This window comes from Phycicoccus endophyticus, assembly GCF_011326735.1.
Classification (GTDB): domain Bacteria; phylum Actinomycetota; class Actinomycetes; order Actinomycetales; family Dermatophilaceae; genus Phycicoccus; species Phycicoccus endophyticus.
Map to the genome: position 1 here is coordinate 33,915 of NZ_JAANCN010000009.1, position 13,890 is coordinate 47,804.

Consider the following 13,890-nt stretch of genomic DNA (forward strand, 5'->3'; position numbering starts at 1 on the left):
CGCCGGCCCCGTCGCCCTCCCCGGGGGCCACCCCCGGGGAGGGCGACGGCGCGCGTAGAGTCGCCGCGATGACCCTCGACCTCTCGCGCTGCTCGGCCGCGGCCCGCGACCGCGGGGAGCCGCTCGCCGGCACCGCACCCGTCGCCAGCCGCTGGCTGCTCGTCGAGCACCCCGGCCCGTGGGCCAAGAAGCCGCTCGAGACGCCCCCGCTGCTCGGGCGCGCCGGCGAGGAGGTCGAGGCCACGTGCGCCTCCTTCGGCGGCAAGGCGCTGCTCATCCGCCGCCAGGGCCGCCGCGGGCCGGACCCCGACGACGCACGGCACTGGTTCGCGGTCGACACGGTCCGCGGGACCTGGGTGCGTGGGACCTGGCGTACCCCCGAGGACGTCCTCGCGGCGGCCCGGGCGCTCGGCAGCGAGCTGTCGGCGAGCGACACCGACGCCGACCCGATGGTGCTCGTCTGCACCCAGGGCACGCGCGACGCCTGCTGCGCGGTCCGCGGCCGTCCCATCGTGGCCACCCTGGCGCGCGAGCGGCCGGACGAGGTGTGGGAGTGCACCCACCTCGGGGGGCACCGGTTCGCGGGGACACTGCTCGTCCTGCCCGAGGGGGCCTGCTACGGCTACCTCGACCCGGACACCGCCGCCGGGGTCGTCGGGGGGCACCTCGCCGGGCACGTCGACGGGCCGCGGCTGCGCGGGGTGACCCGGTGGGAGCCGGCGGTCCAGGCGGCGCTCGCGGCCGTGCACAGCGCCCACGGGCCGGCGGCCCTCGATGACGCCGTCCCCGGCCGGGTCGACGTCGACCCCGACGGCGGGGTCACCCGCGTCGAGGTCCTCGGCTCCGGGCCGGTCCCCGACCGGCTCGTCGTCGAGGTCCGCGAGGAGCGCCTGCCGGACGTGCCGCTCAGCTGTGGTGGGCCGCCCAAGCCCGACGTCGTCCAGCGGGCCGTGGTCCTCGACCAGCCCTCCTGAGCCCCCGGCCCCGGCGCGCCGAGCGGGACGCGTCAGGAAGCGGCGGGAACCGTCGTCACCACCGGCTCACCGCCCGGCTCGCAGGTACGGCCCTCCTCGGCGGGGCGGGTGTCGATGCCGCTGCCGTTGACGATCGCGACGTCGTCGTAGGAGGGTCGGCCCTCGATGACGTCGTGGAAGCGGTAGCGGGTCAGCGACGAGAGCCGGCAGTCCGTGCCGAAGGTGAGGATGTCGAACGAGGACCCCTGCCCCTCGAGCTCGGCGCCACCGCCCTCGGCTTCGCCGGCGACGAAGTGCGCGAAGGGGCCACCGCCGGTGAAGGTGCCGACCTGGACCCGGTTTCCCTCGAGGTCGGTCGAGTGCATGTGGCCGTTGAGCAGCACGCCGCCCTCGACCCCCTCGAGTGCCCAGGGCTCGTGGCTGGCGACCACGTCGGGAGCCGCCAGGTCGGCGAACGCCGCCTCGAAGGCCTCACGGGCAGGGACCTGGGCCTCCCGGGTCCCGGTGCCGGAGTCCCCGAAGTAGCGCGGGTCGTTGAAACCGGCCAGGGTCAGCCCGGCAACGGTCACCTCCTGGTAGCCCCCGTCGGCGGGCTCGAGGAGCACGACGTTCGGCACCCGCGCCATCCGCCGCAGCAGCGCGGTGTCGCTCGCGCTCGTCGCGTCGTGGTTGCCGCGCACGAACAGGTAGGGGACGCCGAGGGACTCGATGCCGGAGAAGATGCCGGCGGCCTCGCCCTCCTGCACGGTGCCGAAGTTGACCAGGTCGCCGGTGTCGACGACGAGGTCGATGCTCTGGTCCTCGACGATGGTGCGCATGAGCGGGTACTGGTTGCCGCCGTGGATGTCGCTGACGAAGAGCACCCGCAGCGCGGGCTCGGCCTCCAGCGCGCCGCCGGCGTACTTCTGCTGCAGGGCGGTCGAGAGCGCGAGCAGGTTGCGCAGGTAGGGCGTCACCTGGCTCGCCCGGGTCTCGACGTCGTCGAGGAGGCCCTGGTTGCGCTGGAGGGTGCCGAGCACCTGGGTCGCGGTGAACGACCGCTGGCGCTCGGGCTGGTAGGTCGTGTACAGCGAGGCCGCCGTGCCGAGCGTCGCGACGATCCACGCGAGCAGCGCGCAGACGACGAGCGCCCGGGGCGGTCGCCGCCGGCGGGCCAGGGCCCAGGAGCCCACGACGACGAGCGCCAGGAGGAGCGCGCCGGCAGCGAACCGCGCGAGGACGCCGACCGCGACGTCGCGGATCGCCGCGTTGAGCTCTTCGGGGCCCGGGCGCAGCCCGGCCAGGCTGATGTTCGGGCGGGAGAGCAGGTCGGCGATGTTCGCCTTGACCTGGGGCACGGCCCGGATGCCCGGCGCGAGCCCGGAGAAGGCGACCTCGACGTCGCCGAAGGTCGTCTCGGCGACGAGCTCGCCCGCGCGGCCCGGTGAGGCGTCGAGGGAGACCGTCGCCTGGTAGGTGCGGGTCTGCGCGGTCGCCGGCAGCGCCGCCGTGGCCGCGACGCCGGCAGCGACGCAGGCGAGCGTGAGCAGGACCGTCCCGAGACTCTGGCGGACCCGGCGGGAGCCGACCCGCCGACCCGCCGACCACCAGACGCCGACCGCGGTGACGACCGGCCACAGGGCGGTCAGGGCCGCCACCACCCGCTCGTGCAGGCCGAACCAGCCCTCACCCGCGGGCGCTCCGACGGTGAGTGCCAACGAGGCCACCGCGGCCAGCAGGACCACCGCGGCCGGCCGCGCGACGCGGGGCCGCAGCACCGGCGGACCGTCCGGGTCGGCGGCGAGCAGCGGCCACGCCGCGAGGAGGACGAGGGAGAGCGTCGCGACGCTCGTGTGCACGAGCGTCGAGCCGGTGCGTGAGGGTAGCGGGACGAGGGCCACGAGGGCGGTCGCGACGCCGCCCGCGGCGAGCACGAGCCGGCCGCGGGAACGGGCGCCCCCGAGGGCGGTCGCGGTCACCACGTGACCGGCACCGGTGAGCAGGAGGGCGAGGGTCATGACCCAGCGGTGTGGTGTCTCGAGGGAGGCGAGCGCGCTGATCGACTCCGTGCGTGCGTCGTACCCGGGCCCGACGAGGTCGGCGGCCCACGACCACCCGCCGACGAGCACGAGCACCGTGGCGCCGGCGCTGACGACGGCGGTGCGCAGGTGTCCGGTGGGGCGGGGCATGGCTCCCACCCTAGGTCGGTGCCTCCGGCCCGCCGGAGCCGCCGCGGGGGCGGCCTAGGGTGGCGACATGCCCGATGCCGCCTCGCTGCCCGCCGCCCTGGGCCGGTCCTTCGAGGCCGTCCTGCTCGACATGGACGGCACGCTGGTCGACTCGACCCCCTCGGTCGAGCGCTCGTGGCTGCGGTGGTGCACCGAGCACGGCGTCGACCCGCGCCGGCTCGCCGGGTCGCACGGGGTGACCGCGCGCAACCTCATCGCCGACCTGCTGCCGCCGGCGCAGCACGAGTCGGCCTACGCCCGGATCGTCGAGCTCGAGGTGGGCGACGTCGCGGGCACGCAGCTGCTCCCCGGGGCGCTCGAGCTGCTCGGCGCGCTGCGGGACGCCGGCGTGCCGACCGCCATCGTCACCTCCTCCAACCGGGAGCTCGCGCGGGCCCGGCTCGAGGTGACTCGCCTGCCCCGGCCCTCGGTCGTCGTCACCGCCGACGACGTGGCGCGCGGCAAGCCGTTCCCCGACCCGTGGCTGCTCGGGGCGACGCGGCTCGGGGTGGCGAGCGCGGACTGCCTCGTGATCGAGGATGCCGTCGCGGGGCTGCGCGCGGCGCGCGCGGCCGGCTGTGGGGGGCTCGTGGCGGTGCCGACGACGACCTCCGCGGAGCAGCTGGAGGCGGTCGCCGACCTCGTCGTCGGCGGGCTCACCGAGCTACGGCTCGACCTCGGCGACGGACGCGCCCGCGTGCTCCCCGGCCCCGGACGCCCCGGACCCGCCCCACGGGGGCCCGTGAGCGCCTAGGGTGCTCCCCGTGGATGCCGACGCCCTGGTCGTGGGAGCCGGGCTGGCCGGCCTCGTCGCCGCGTGCGAGCTCGCCGACGCGGGGCGCACCGTGCTGCTGCTCGACCAGGAGTCGGAGGCGAACCTCGGCGGACAGGCCTGGTGGAGCTTCGGCGGTCTCTTCCTCGTCGACAGCCCCGAGCAGCGGCGGATGGGCGTCCGCGACAGCGTCGAGCTCGCCTGGCAGGACTGGCAGGGCAGCGCGGGCTGGGACCGGCTGACGCTGCCCGACGGCTCGCCGGGACCGGACCACTGGGGGCGGGAGTGGGCCCGGTCCTACGTCGAGTGGGCCGCCGGCGAGAAGCGGGCGTGGCTGCGCGAGCGGGGGGTGTCCTTCTTCCCCGTCGTCGGCTGGGCCGAGCGCGGCGACGGCACGAGCAGCGGGCACGGGAACTCGGTGCCGCGCTTCCACATCCCCTGGGGTACCGGGACCGGCCTCGTCGCCCCGTTCGAGCAGCGGGTCCGCGCGCACGTCGCGGCCGGCCGGGTGGTCTACCGGCCCCGGCACCGGGTCGAGGCGCTGGGGACCAGCGGGGGTGCCGTGACCGGGGTACGCGGCGTCGTGCTCGCCGACGACGACGCGCCGCGCGGCGCCCCGAGCAGCCGCGAGGTCGTGGGGGACTTCGCCCTCGAGGCACCGACGGTGCTCGTGGCCTCGGGCGGGATCGGCGGCAACCACGACCTCGTGCGCGCCCACTGGCCCGAGCGCCTGGGAGGCCCTCCCGAGACCATGCTCACTGGAGTGCCCGCGTACGTCGACGGCAGCATGCTCGCCGTGGCCGAGGAGGCCGGGGGCACGGTCGTCAACCGCGACCGGATGTGGCACTACGTCGAGGGGGTCCGCAACTGGGACCCGGTGTGGCCGGGGCACGCCATCCGGATCCTGCCGGGTCCGAGCGCCATGTGGTTCGACGCCCGGGGCGAGCGGTTGCCGAGCCCCTACCTGCCGGGGTTCGACACCCTCGGGACGCTCGCGTACCTGAGGCAGAGCGGGTTCGACCACTCGTGGTTCGTGCTCAACCAGTCCCTGGTCTCCAAGGAGGTCGCCCTCTCGGGCTCGGAGCAGAACCTCGACCTCACCGAGCGCCGGTACCGCGAGGTGGTCGGCCGGCGGGGCGCGACGGTCCCGCCGGCGGTCCAGGCATTCCTCGACCACGGGGAGGACTGGCTGAGCGCGCCGAACGTCGCGAGCCTCGTCGCGCAGATGAACGCGCTCGAGCCGGACACCCCGCTCGACCCCGCGCACCTGGAGCGCCAGCTCGTCGAGCGCGACCGGCAGGTCGAGAACGCCTTCGCCAAGGACGCCCAGGTCGCCGCGATCCACGTCGCCCGGCGCTACCGCGGCGACCGGCTGACCAAGCGTGCCTTCCCGCCGCACCGGATCCTCGACCCCCGGCACGGGCCGCTCGTCGCCGTCCGGCTGCGGGTCCTCTCCCGCAAGACCCTCGGCGGCCTGCACACCGACCTCTCCGGCCGCGTCCTCGGCGTCGACGGTGCGCCGGTGCCGGGCCTGTACGCCGCGGGCGAGGCGGCGGGGTTCGGCGGCGGTGGGGTGCACGGGTACCGCTCGCTCGAGGGGACCTTCGTCGGCGGCTGCCTGTTCACCGGACGGCAGGCCGGGCGGGCGATGGCCGCCGCGCTGCGGTGAACGCGCTCCTCGGCGGGCTCGGGCGGCTCGTCGGCCTCCGGCTCGTCCTGCGGATGACCGCGGGCCTGCCGCGGCGGGCGGCCCGCGCGCTGCTGCTCGCGACGGTCCTCGTGGTCAACGTCGCGCCGGCGGTCGCCGTGCTCACCGGAGCAGTCGGCTACGGCGACGTGTGGCTCTGGCTCGCGGTCGAGGTCGTGACGATCTACGTGTGGACGCTCGCGCGCGCGCTCGCCACCCGTGAGCCCGGCGGCCCGGCGCTCGGGGTGGCGTTCTTCGGGGTGCACTACGGGATGTTCGCGCTCGTGCCGTTCCTCCTCGGGGCCCTCCTCGTGCTGCCCGCGGCGCCGCTGCGCAGCCCGCTGCTCACGGTGCTCGTCCTCGGTGGCCTCGGCTTTCTCGCCGTGGGCTGGTCGGTGGCCGGTGCCGTCGTCGCGGGCCGGCGGCCCTCCGTGGGCGACTACGTGCGGGCCTACGCCCGGATGTTCCTCGCGTACGCGGCGCTCTTGCTCCCCCTCGTCGCGGGGACGAAGGACGGGACGCTGCTGCCGCTCACCGACTCGCGGCAGCGGCTCCTCGCACTCGTCGTGCTGCTCGCCAAGCTGGCCCTCGAGCTCGTGCTCGTCGTGGGCATCGAGCGGCGGCCCGACGGTCGCACGTACCTCCTCGGCCGACCCATCGTCGTGTCCACCCGGCGGAGCTCGTGACCGCCCTCGGGGCCGGCACGCCCCGGCGGTCACGATGGGCGCTGCTCGCGGCCTTCGGCCTGCTCGTCGCGACCACCCAGGTGCTCTGGCTGACCTTCGCCCCCGTGACGGTGGAGACGGCCGAGGCCCTCGGTGTCTCCGAGGGCCTCGTGGGCGACCTCGCGGTGGTCAACCCGCTCGTCTTCGTCCTCCTCGCGCTCCCCGCCGGCCGGCTGGTCGACCGGGGGCTGCACGCGACCCTGGGGGCCGGCGCGGTGCTCACCGCGGCCGGTGCCCTCGTGCGGCTCGTCGACCCCGGGGCCTACGGCTGGCAGCTCACCGGCCAGCTGCTCGCCTCGGTCGCCCAGCCGCTGGTGCTGGCGGCGACGACGACCGTGGCCGCCCGGTGCTTCCCGCCCCCGGAGCGGGCGGCGGCCATCGCCGCGGGCAGCGCCGCCCAGTTCGTCGGGGTGCTCGTCGGGGCGCTGGCCGGCCGGCCCCTGGTCGAGGCGGGCGGCCTGCGCCGGCTGCTCGAGGCCCATGCCGCGCTCGCGGTCGTCGCGGCGGCCGCCCTGCTCGTCCTGCTGCGCGTCGCCGACGTCGCACCGGTCGAGCACCGGGACGCCCACGGCCTGGGCTGGCTGCGCCACGAGCCGTTGCTGTGGCGGCTCGGCGGGCTGCTGCTCGTCGGCGTCGGGGTGTTCAACGCGCTCGCGACCTGGCTCGACCCGGTGATGGCCGGGCTGGGCCACCCGGGGGTCGGGGGCGCGCTGCTCGCCGTGGCCACGCTCGCCGGGGTGGCCGGCGCCGCGACGCTGCCCGGCCCGGTCGCCCGCGCCGGCCGGCGGCGGCTGCTGCTCGTCACCGCCACGACGGCGACCGGCGTCGTCTTCGGGCTGCTGACCGTCCTGCACACGCCGGTCGTCGCGGGGGTGCTGCTCGCCGTCCTCGGCGCCGTCCTGCTCGCCGGGCTGCCCGTCGCGCTCGAGTGGTCCGAGGCGCACGTCGGGGTCGCCCGCTCGGGCACCGCGACCGCGGCCCTGCTGCTCGCCGGCAACCTCGGCGGCGTCCTGCTCGTGCTCGCCGTGCAGCCGGTCGTCGGCTCGCCCCGCGCGGCGCTCGGGGTCATCGCCCTGGCGGCCGTGCCCGGCCTGTGGCTGGCACTCGGCCTGCCCCGGCGCGAGGAGGAGGCCTAGAGATACTGCCCGGTGCCCGGGGTGGGGCCCGGGCCGTGGGTCCCGCGCTCCTGCGGCGGGTGCGGCATGGCCGCCGGATGCGTGCCGGGGGTGCCGGGGCGCACGCCGGGCGGCAGGGCGCGCATCTGCTGCAGCTGGGCCTGGGCGGCCATCTGCTGGGCCACGAGGGCGGTCTGGATCCCGTGGAAGAGGCCCTCGAGCCAGCCGACGAGCTGAGCCTGGGCGATCCGCAGCTCGGCGTCCGAGGGCTGCTCGTCCTTGAACGGCAACGCGATCCGCTCCAGCTCGGCGACGAGCTCGGGGGCGAGGCCGTCCTTGAGCTCGGCGATCGAGCGGTCGTGGATGTCGGCGAGCCGGGCGCGGCCCCGGTCGTCGAGCGGCGAGCTGCGGACCTCCTCGAGCAGCTGCTTGACCATCGAGCCGATGCGCATCACCTTGGCCGGCTGCTCGACGAGGTCGGCCGGGCTCGGGGTGCGCTCGGCCTCCTCCTCCGGCCCCTGCTCCGGCGGCGTCGCCGCCTGCTCGCGGGGCGCCACGCCCATCCCCTCCGGGGTGACGACGACGATGCGGTCGGGGTCGCCGACGACGGTCGCGGGGACGGTGCGCGACTGCTCGTCGTCGGGCTCGCGGTCGGTGCGGGGTTCGTCGGTCATGCCCCCCATCCTGCCTCCTGCTGTGGCCGGCGCGCCCCCGGCCACCGGCCGGGTGTCAGCCCTCGGGCGCCGTCAGGGGCCGGTGGTCCGGCCCACCGATCGCAGCGCGGGCTGGGCGAGAAGGGCGAGCAACGCGGCACCGACGGTGGCGGACACGGTGACGGCGAAGGCCGCGTGGTGGCCGTGGGCGTCGGCGAGCCGGCCGGCGAGGGCCGAGCCGAGCGCGTAGCCGACGCCGGTCACGGCGGCGAGCAGCGTCATCGCGGCCCCGACGCGGGAGGGCGGGACGGCCCGCTCCCCGAGGACGAACACGCTGATCATGTAGGGCGCGACCGCGAACCCGAGCGCGAGCACGACGAGCACGAGATGCCCGACCGTGTCGACGAGCAGCAGGGGGGCGCTGAGGACGGCGAGCCCGGTGGCCGCCGCGAGGACCCTCGAGGGCACGGTGAACCGCTCGGGCAGCCCGGCGACGGCCAGCCCCGCGAGCACGGACCCGACGCCGAGGGTGGCGTGCACGATCCCGGCGAGGCCCGCGTGCCCGGCGAGCGTCGTCAGGACGGTCGTGCCCGCCTGGACCGACCCGAAGAGGACCCCGACGAGCAGCTGGGCGAGCAGGAGCAGGCCGAGCACCGGGGTGAGCACCCGTCCGTCGGCGAGCCGGGCCGGCCGGTGCGCGTGGGTGACGGCCGCGGTGGGGTGCAGCGCGAAGGCCGTGCCGAAGCCGAGCAGCACCACGGCCGCCGTCGCCACGGCCAGGGCCGGGCTCGCGAGGACGGCGAGCAGCCCGACCAGAGCCGGCCCCATGACGAAGGAGGCCTCGTCGGCGGCACCCTCGTAGGAGAAGGCCGTCTCGAGCAGCCGCGGCTGCTGCTCGCCCTGGTGGCGGGTCAGGGGTCGCCAGCGGACGCGGGCGAGCGGGCCCACCTGCGGCAGGAGGAGCCCCGCGACCGCGGCCGCGGCGAGCAGAGCAGGCGACGGGGTGCCGGCGACGGCGAGCGCGACGAGCACGAGCAGCCCCCCGCCGCCGGCGAGGGACTGCACGAGCACGACGGGTCGCTGTCCCACCCGGTCGCTCAGGGCGCCGGCGGCAGGTGCCCCGGCGGCGTTGGCCACCGCGAGGGCGCCGGCCGCTGCCCCGGCCGCGCCGTAGGAGCCGGTGGTGTCGGCGACGAGCAGGAGGGTGCCCATCTGGCTCATGGCGAGCGGGAGGCGCCCGACGAAGGCGACGAGGACGTAGCCGGGGCCGGCGAGGTCGAACAGCCGCCGGTAGCTGGCGATCGGTGACACGGGGTGCTGCCTTCGGGGTCGGCGCCCGGGTGGGCGCGAGCGGTGCGCGCCGTCCCCACCACCACGACGCACCGAGACCCTGTGCTGCGCCCCAGCCTACCGGGCGCACCGGTGCTTAGGTGGCGCGGCGGGTGACCCGGGGGGCGCGGCGGATGCCGGCGGCGGCGAGCAGCGCGGCGAGGACCGGCACGAGCACGCCCACGGTGGCCAGCTCGGCCCACGGGATGGCGAGGATGGTCCCGGTCTCGGTCTCCGTGAAGGTCAGCGGGTCCCAGCTGGAGGCCGTGAGGGGCCGGGCGATGGCGATCCCGGGCACGAGCCCCACGCCGACCCCGAGGACGCACCCCGCCGCGGCGAGGACGAAGGCCTGGGCGCCCGCCATGACCCGCCGGGTGCCGCGCGTCGCACCGAGGGCGGCGAGGGTCGCCTGGTCGGTCTGCTGCTCGGCGACGGTCAGCGCCGTGGAGGTCAGGACGACGACGAGGATGAGCAGGCCGAACACCGCGAGCAGGATGGCCACGGCGAGCCGGTCCCCGCGCTGGAAGCCGTCCTCGCGCTGCACGCTCACCTCGTCGCCGAGGACCTCCTGGAGCCGCTCGACGACGTCGTCGGGCACCGAGGCTCCCGGCTCCCGGACCGTCCAGGACTCCACCCGGGTCGGCCAGCCCTCCGTGGCGGTGGTGCCGGAGGCGAACGCGAGGCTCGCACCGAGCAGCCGGCCGCTGTTCTCCCTGGTCAGCGGCAGGTGCACGACCGGCAGCGTCGTGTCCGAGGTGACCCGCACGCGCGGGTCGGCCGGTCCGTCACCGTCTGGGTCGACCCGGTAGGTCCCCTGCGCGACGCGGACGCTCCCGCCGGTCCCGCCGAGCAGCACGGCGGCACCCTCGCGCACCTTCTCGGCGTCGCTTCCGGACAGCTCCGCCCGCCGGATCAGCTCCTCGGCGGACAGGGCGAGGACGGTGTTCGAGGTGTTGCCCTGGGACCCGGCGACGCTGCACTCCACCGCTCGGGTGCTGTCGGTGACCCAGCCGAGGGTGTCCTCGACGTCGCAACCGGGCGGGACGACACTGACGAAGTGCGCCCGGTAGGGCGTGGTCGGCATGTCCATCGCGTACATCTGGGGGTCCCCGGCGAACACCTCGTTGGGCGTGACGACGGTCGACGGCGCGGCGGCCTCGAGGGCGGCGGTGTCCAGCGGCTGTGCGGCCCGGATGACGACCTCGCCGGGGACGGTGGTGGGCAGGTACTCCTGGCGGCGCTGCTCGGTGTCGCTCTCCAGCCCGGTGAGGCCGAAGGTCAGACCCGCGACGACCGCGAGCACCGCCGCGACCGAGGGGGCGCTGCGCGCCCGGTGCCGGGCGAGGTCGCGCGCGGCCATCCGCAGTGCGGTCGGCAAGCGGCTCCCGAGCCTGCCGACGCCCGCAAGGACCACGGGCACGAGCAGCAGCGACCCGACGATGAGGACCACCGCCCCGACGACCACGGGCATCTCGGCGTTGTCGCGCAGGACCTGGGGGAGGTGGCGGTTCACGTCGAGGACCCCGGTGCCGCCGAGGGTGAGGACCGCGCCCGCGGCGACGAGCAGCAGCCCGGCGCCGAGGACGAGCAGGCTCGGGCGCGGCGAGACGCTCTGGCCGCGCATGACCCCGACGATGTCGAGGCGTCCGAGACGTCGCGCGGGGATGAGGGCCGCGACGAACGTCGACCCGGTGGCACACAGGGCCACCGCGGCGAGGATGCCGTAGCGCACGTCGAAGGGCCCACCGAAGGGCGGGTACTCGGCATCCGCGGTGACGCGCGTGACGACCCACGCGGCGAGCACCCCGAGGGCCACGCCGGTGACGGCCGACGCGGCTCCGAGGACGAGGGCCTGGGCCAGCACGGTGCGGCGCAGCACGGGTGTGTGCGCCCCGTTGCTCGCGGCGAGGGCCAGGGTGCGCCGCTGCCGGGTCGCGCTCACGGCGAACGCCGGGCCGACGAGCAGGGTCGTCGAGACGAGCAGCATGACGACCGCGAGACCGACGACGAGCGCCATCTGCTGCTGCCCGGAGGAGGCGTCCTGGAGCAGCTCGGGGGGCAGGTCGGCCAGCGCCGGCGGGTTGCGCAGGACCTCTGCGGAGGTCACCCGGAAGCCGTACGCCCCCAGCTCCTCGACCTCCTCCCAGGTGACGGGGTCCTCGCCGAGGACGATCCAGCCGCCGTCGGCGTAGGCGGCCGTCGTCCCCACCGGGCCGGCCGTCACGACGCCGGGTGTGGCCCACGTGTCGTGGGCCTCGGCGACGCCGACGATGCTCAGGGTGCGCTCGGTGCCGTCGACGGACACCTGCACGGTCCCCTGCTCGGGGAGGCCCTTGGCCAGTCCGACGGGGGTGGCGAGCGCCTCGGCCGGGGCGTTCGGGTCCGCGGGCGGCGGCGCCGGCCACCGGCCGGAGGTCAGGCGCAGCTTGTCGCCGAGGCCGCGCGCGCCGTCGAGGGCGAGGCCGTTGAGCGTGACCCGGCGCTGGTCCACGGTGAAGCGCACGCCGTACCGCTGGAGCGGGGCGACGTCGGCCCCGACCAGGCGGGCGACGGCGTCGGCGTTGGCGAAGGTGGATGCCTGCCGGTCGAAGCCGGCGATGGTCTTGGCCGTCCGGTCGGTGCCGAGGGTGCCGTCGGTGGGGTCGGGCAGCTGGCTGGTCCGGAACGGGTCGGGGCCCTCGAGGAGGGCCTGCCCGGTGCCCATCGCGGCCGGGATCTTCTCGGCCCCGCTGACCTGCGCGGTGTAGGCCAGCGTCACGACGGTCGAGAGCAGCAGCGTGGGCAGCAGGACCATGACGACGACCAGGGCGCTGCGACCGCGGTGGCGCCGTACGTCGCGGCGGGCCATCCGCAGGGCCAGGGTCCACGACGAGCGCCACTGGGCGAACCGGCCACGCTCCTCGGGCTCGTCGGTGGTCGGGCTCGCGCCGCCCGTGCCCGCCGACGAGGGGGCGAGCAGCGTCACCGGGGCCCGCCGGAGACGAGGAGGTCCTCGGCGGTGCCGGCCTCCCCGGTGGAGTCGACCACCCGGCCGTCGCGCAGGAAGACGACCCGGTCGGCCCAGGCGGCGTGCCGGGCCTCGTGGGTGACGAGCAGCCCGGCGACCCCCTCGTCGCAGCGTTCGCGCAGCACGCGCAGCACCTCCTCGCCCGTGTGGCTGTCCAGGGCGCCGGTCGGCTCGTCGGCGAGGACGAAGCGGCGGCTGCCGACGAGCGCCCGGGCGATGGCGACCCGCTGCTGCTGGCCCCCGGACATCTGGTCGGGGTAGCGGTCGGACAGGCTCATCAGGTCCATGAGGTCGAGGGTGTGGCGGGCGCTGCGCCGGGCCTGGCGGGCCCGCATGCCGTCGAGCTCGAGGGGGAGCGCGACGTTCTCGGCGGCGGTCAGGCTGGGGATGAGGTTGTAGTCCTGGAAGACGAACCCCATCCGCCGCCGGCGCAGCTTGGCCAGGTCGCGCGGGGTGAGCGCACCGAGGGTCTGCTCACCGATCCGCACCGTGCCCGAGGTCGGCGCGTCGAGCCCGCCGGCGACGTTGAGCAACGTCGACTTCCCCGACCCGCTCGGGCCCATGACGGCGACGAGCTCGCCGGCGTGGATCTCGAGCGAGACGTGGTCCAGGGCGACCACCCGCGTCTCGTCGTGCCCGTGGACTCGGGTGACGTCGTCGAGGACGACATGTGGGCTGCTCATCGGATCTTCCCCTCCCAGTGGACCGGTCGTTCGCCGGTGGTGTGCTCGCTCGTGGCGGGCTCGGGCCCGCGTGCCGGCCGGGGGGTGCGCGCCTGGCGGGCCAGGACGGACTCGACGTGGTCCAGCCAGCGGACCTCGGCCTCGGCGGCGAAGACGAGGTTCTCCAGGACGAGCAGCCACGCGAGCCCGTGCTCGGCGTCGCGGGCGCCCTCGACCCGCCCCTCCACCGCGTCGAGGGCGTCCCGCTTGAGCCGGGTGAGGTCGCGCAGGTGCCGCAGGGCGGCCGTGCGCTGGCCCTGCACCACGCCGTGCACGTCGACCCCGGGAGCCGTCACCGCGAGCGCGAGCTTGATCGTCAGCTCGTCGCGGGGCGTGCTCGTGCGGTCGACCGGGGTGACCCACCACTGCGCCAGCTCGCCGCGGCCGGCGTCGGTGAGCCGGTAGGCGATCCGTCCCTCGGCGTCGGCCTGCCCGGACTGGGCGACGAGCCCGTCGCGCACCAGCCGCTCGAGCGTCGTGTAGACCTGCCCGACGTTCAGCGGCCAGGTGCCGCCGGTGCGCTCCTCGAACGCGGCGCGCAGCCGCGCCCCGTAGGACTCGCCCTCGGCGAGCAGGGCCATCAGGCCGAGCCGGACCGACATGCTCGCCACCTCCGCCGCTGTATACCCAGTATGTCGTACGTGCGAGGGCATGTATACCGAGTATCTGAGAGCGGGTCAAGGCGAACGGCTGGCGAGG

At 76.3% G+C, this 13,890-nt stretch carries 11 protein-coding genes; 5 read left to right on the forward strand and 6 right to left on the reverse strand.

Features of this window, described 5'->3' with window-relative positions; translation table 11 throughout:
• The first annotated feature begins 68 nt into the window (after positions 1 to 68).
• Positions 69 to 974: a sucrase ferredoxin gene (locus G8D98_RS10940; protein ID WP_166102952.1), complete on the forward strand. Its 906-nt coding sequence runs from the start codon at positions 69 to 71 to the stop codon at positions 972 to 974.
• Between the two features lie 32 nt (positions 975 to 1,006).
• Here the strand turns inward: G8D98_RS10940 and G8D98_RS10945 are convergent, their stop codons facing one another.
• Complete coding sequence (locus G8D98_RS10945; protein WP_166102955.1) at positions 1,007 to 3,142, reverse strand: DUF998 domain-containing protein; 2,136 nt, start codon at positions 3,140 to 3,142, stop codon at positions 1,007 to 1,009.
• A gap of 67 nt (positions 3,143 to 3,209) precedes the next feature.
• Here G8D98_RS10945 and G8D98_RS10950 point away from each other — a divergent pair, with 67 nt between their 5' ends.
• The 4 genes from G8D98_RS10950 to G8D98_RS10965 are packed head-to-tail and all read left to right on the forward strand — an operon-like array spanning position 3,210 to position 7,501.
• Positions 3,210 to 3,935, forward strand: coding sequence for an HAD-IA family hydrolase (locus G8D98_RS10950; protein ID WP_166102957.1), 726 nt, complete (start codon positions 3,210 to 3,212; stop codon positions 3,933 to 3,935).
• A 10-nt stretch (positions 3,936 to 3,945) separates the two neighbouring features.
• Complete coding sequence (locus tag G8D98_RS10955; RefSeq protein ID WP_166102960.1) at positions 3,946 to 5,622, forward strand: FAD-binding dehydrogenase; 1,677 nt, start codon at positions 3,946 to 3,948, stop codon at positions 5,620 to 5,622.
• A complete protein-coding gene (locus G8D98_RS10960) occupies positions 5,619 to 6,326 on the forward strand; it encodes a DUF6498-containing protein (protein WP_166102963.1) in 708 nt (235 codons plus the stop codon). The genes G8D98_RS10955 and G8D98_RS10960 overlap by 4 nt, the downstream gene beginning before the upstream one ends.
• Positions 6,323 to 7,501 carry an MFS transporter gene (locus G8D98_RS10965; protein WP_166102965.1) on the forward strand — a complete coding sequence of 393 codons (1,179 nt, stop codon included), beginning with the start codon at positions 6,323 to 6,325 and terminating at the stop codon, positions 7,499 to 7,501. Before G8D98_RS10960 ends, G8D98_RS10965 begins: the two co-directional genes overlap by 4 nt.
• On the opposite strand, the gene G8D98_RS10970 is transcribed toward G8D98_RS10965, so the two are convergent.
• The 5 genes from G8D98_RS10970 to G8D98_RS10990 all read right to left on the reverse strand — a co-directional run bounded on the left by G8D98_RS10970 (position 7,498) and on the right by G8D98_RS10990 (position 13,793).
• A complete protein-coding gene (locus G8D98_RS10970) occupies positions 7,498 to 8,154 on the reverse strand; it encodes a proteasome activator (RefSeq protein ID WP_229661886.1) in 657 nt (218 codons plus the stop codon). The genes G8D98_RS10965 and G8D98_RS10970 overlap by 4 nt on opposite strands.
• A 72-nt stretch (positions 8,155 to 8,226) precedes the next feature.
• Positions 8,227 to 9,444, reverse strand: a complete 1,218-nt coding sequence (locus G8D98_RS10975) for an MFS transporter (RefSeq protein WP_166102968.1) — start codon at positions 9,442 to 9,444, stop codon at positions 8,227 to 8,229.
• 115 nt (positions 9,445 to 9,559) lie between these two features.
• Complete coding sequence (locus G8D98_RS10980; protein ID WP_166102971.1) at positions 9,560 to 12,427, reverse strand: ABC transporter permease; 2,868 nt, start codon at positions 12,425 to 12,427, stop codon at positions 9,560 to 9,562.
• Positions 12,424 to 13,152, reverse strand: coding sequence for an ABC transporter ATP-binding protein (locus G8D98_RS10985; RefSeq protein WP_166102973.1), 729 nt, complete (start codon positions 13,150 to 13,152; stop codon positions 12,424 to 12,426). Before G8D98_RS10985 ends, G8D98_RS10980 begins: the two co-directional genes overlap by 4 nt.
• Positions 13,149 to 13,793, reverse strand: coding sequence for a PadR family transcriptional regulator (locus tag G8D98_RS10990; RefSeq protein ID WP_166103198.1), 645 nt, complete (start codon positions 13,791 to 13,793; stop codon positions 13,149 to 13,151). Before G8D98_RS10990 ends, G8D98_RS10985 begins: the two co-directional genes overlap by 4 nt.
• Positions 13,794 to 13,890: the final 97 nt, after the last annotated feature.

Coding starts and splice junctions, on each gene's coding strand:
- G8D98_RS10940 (WP_166102952.1), top strand. CDS start 69: ATGACCCTCGACCTCTCGCGCTGCTCGGCCGCGGCCCGCGACCGCGGG.
- G8D98_RS10970 (WP_229661886.1), bottom strand. CDS start 8,154: ATGACCGACGAACCCCGCACCGACCGCGAGCCCGACGACGAGCAGTCG.
- G8D98_RS10990 (WP_166103198.1), bottom strand. CDS start 13,793: ATGTCGGTCCGGCTCGGCCTGATGGCCCTGCTCGCCGAGGGCGAGTCC.
- G8D98_RS10945 (WP_166102955.1), bottom strand. CDS start 3,142: ATGCCCCGCCCCACCGGACACCTGCGCACCGCCGTCGTCAGCGCCGGC.
- G8D98_RS10950 (WP_166102957.1), top strand. CDS start 3,210: ATGCCCGATGCCGCCTCGCTGCCCGCCGCCCTGGGCCGGTCCTTCGAG.
- G8D98_RS10985 (WP_166102973.1), bottom strand. CDS start 13,152: ATGAGCAGCCCACATGTCGTCCTCGACGACGTCACCCGAGTCCACGGG.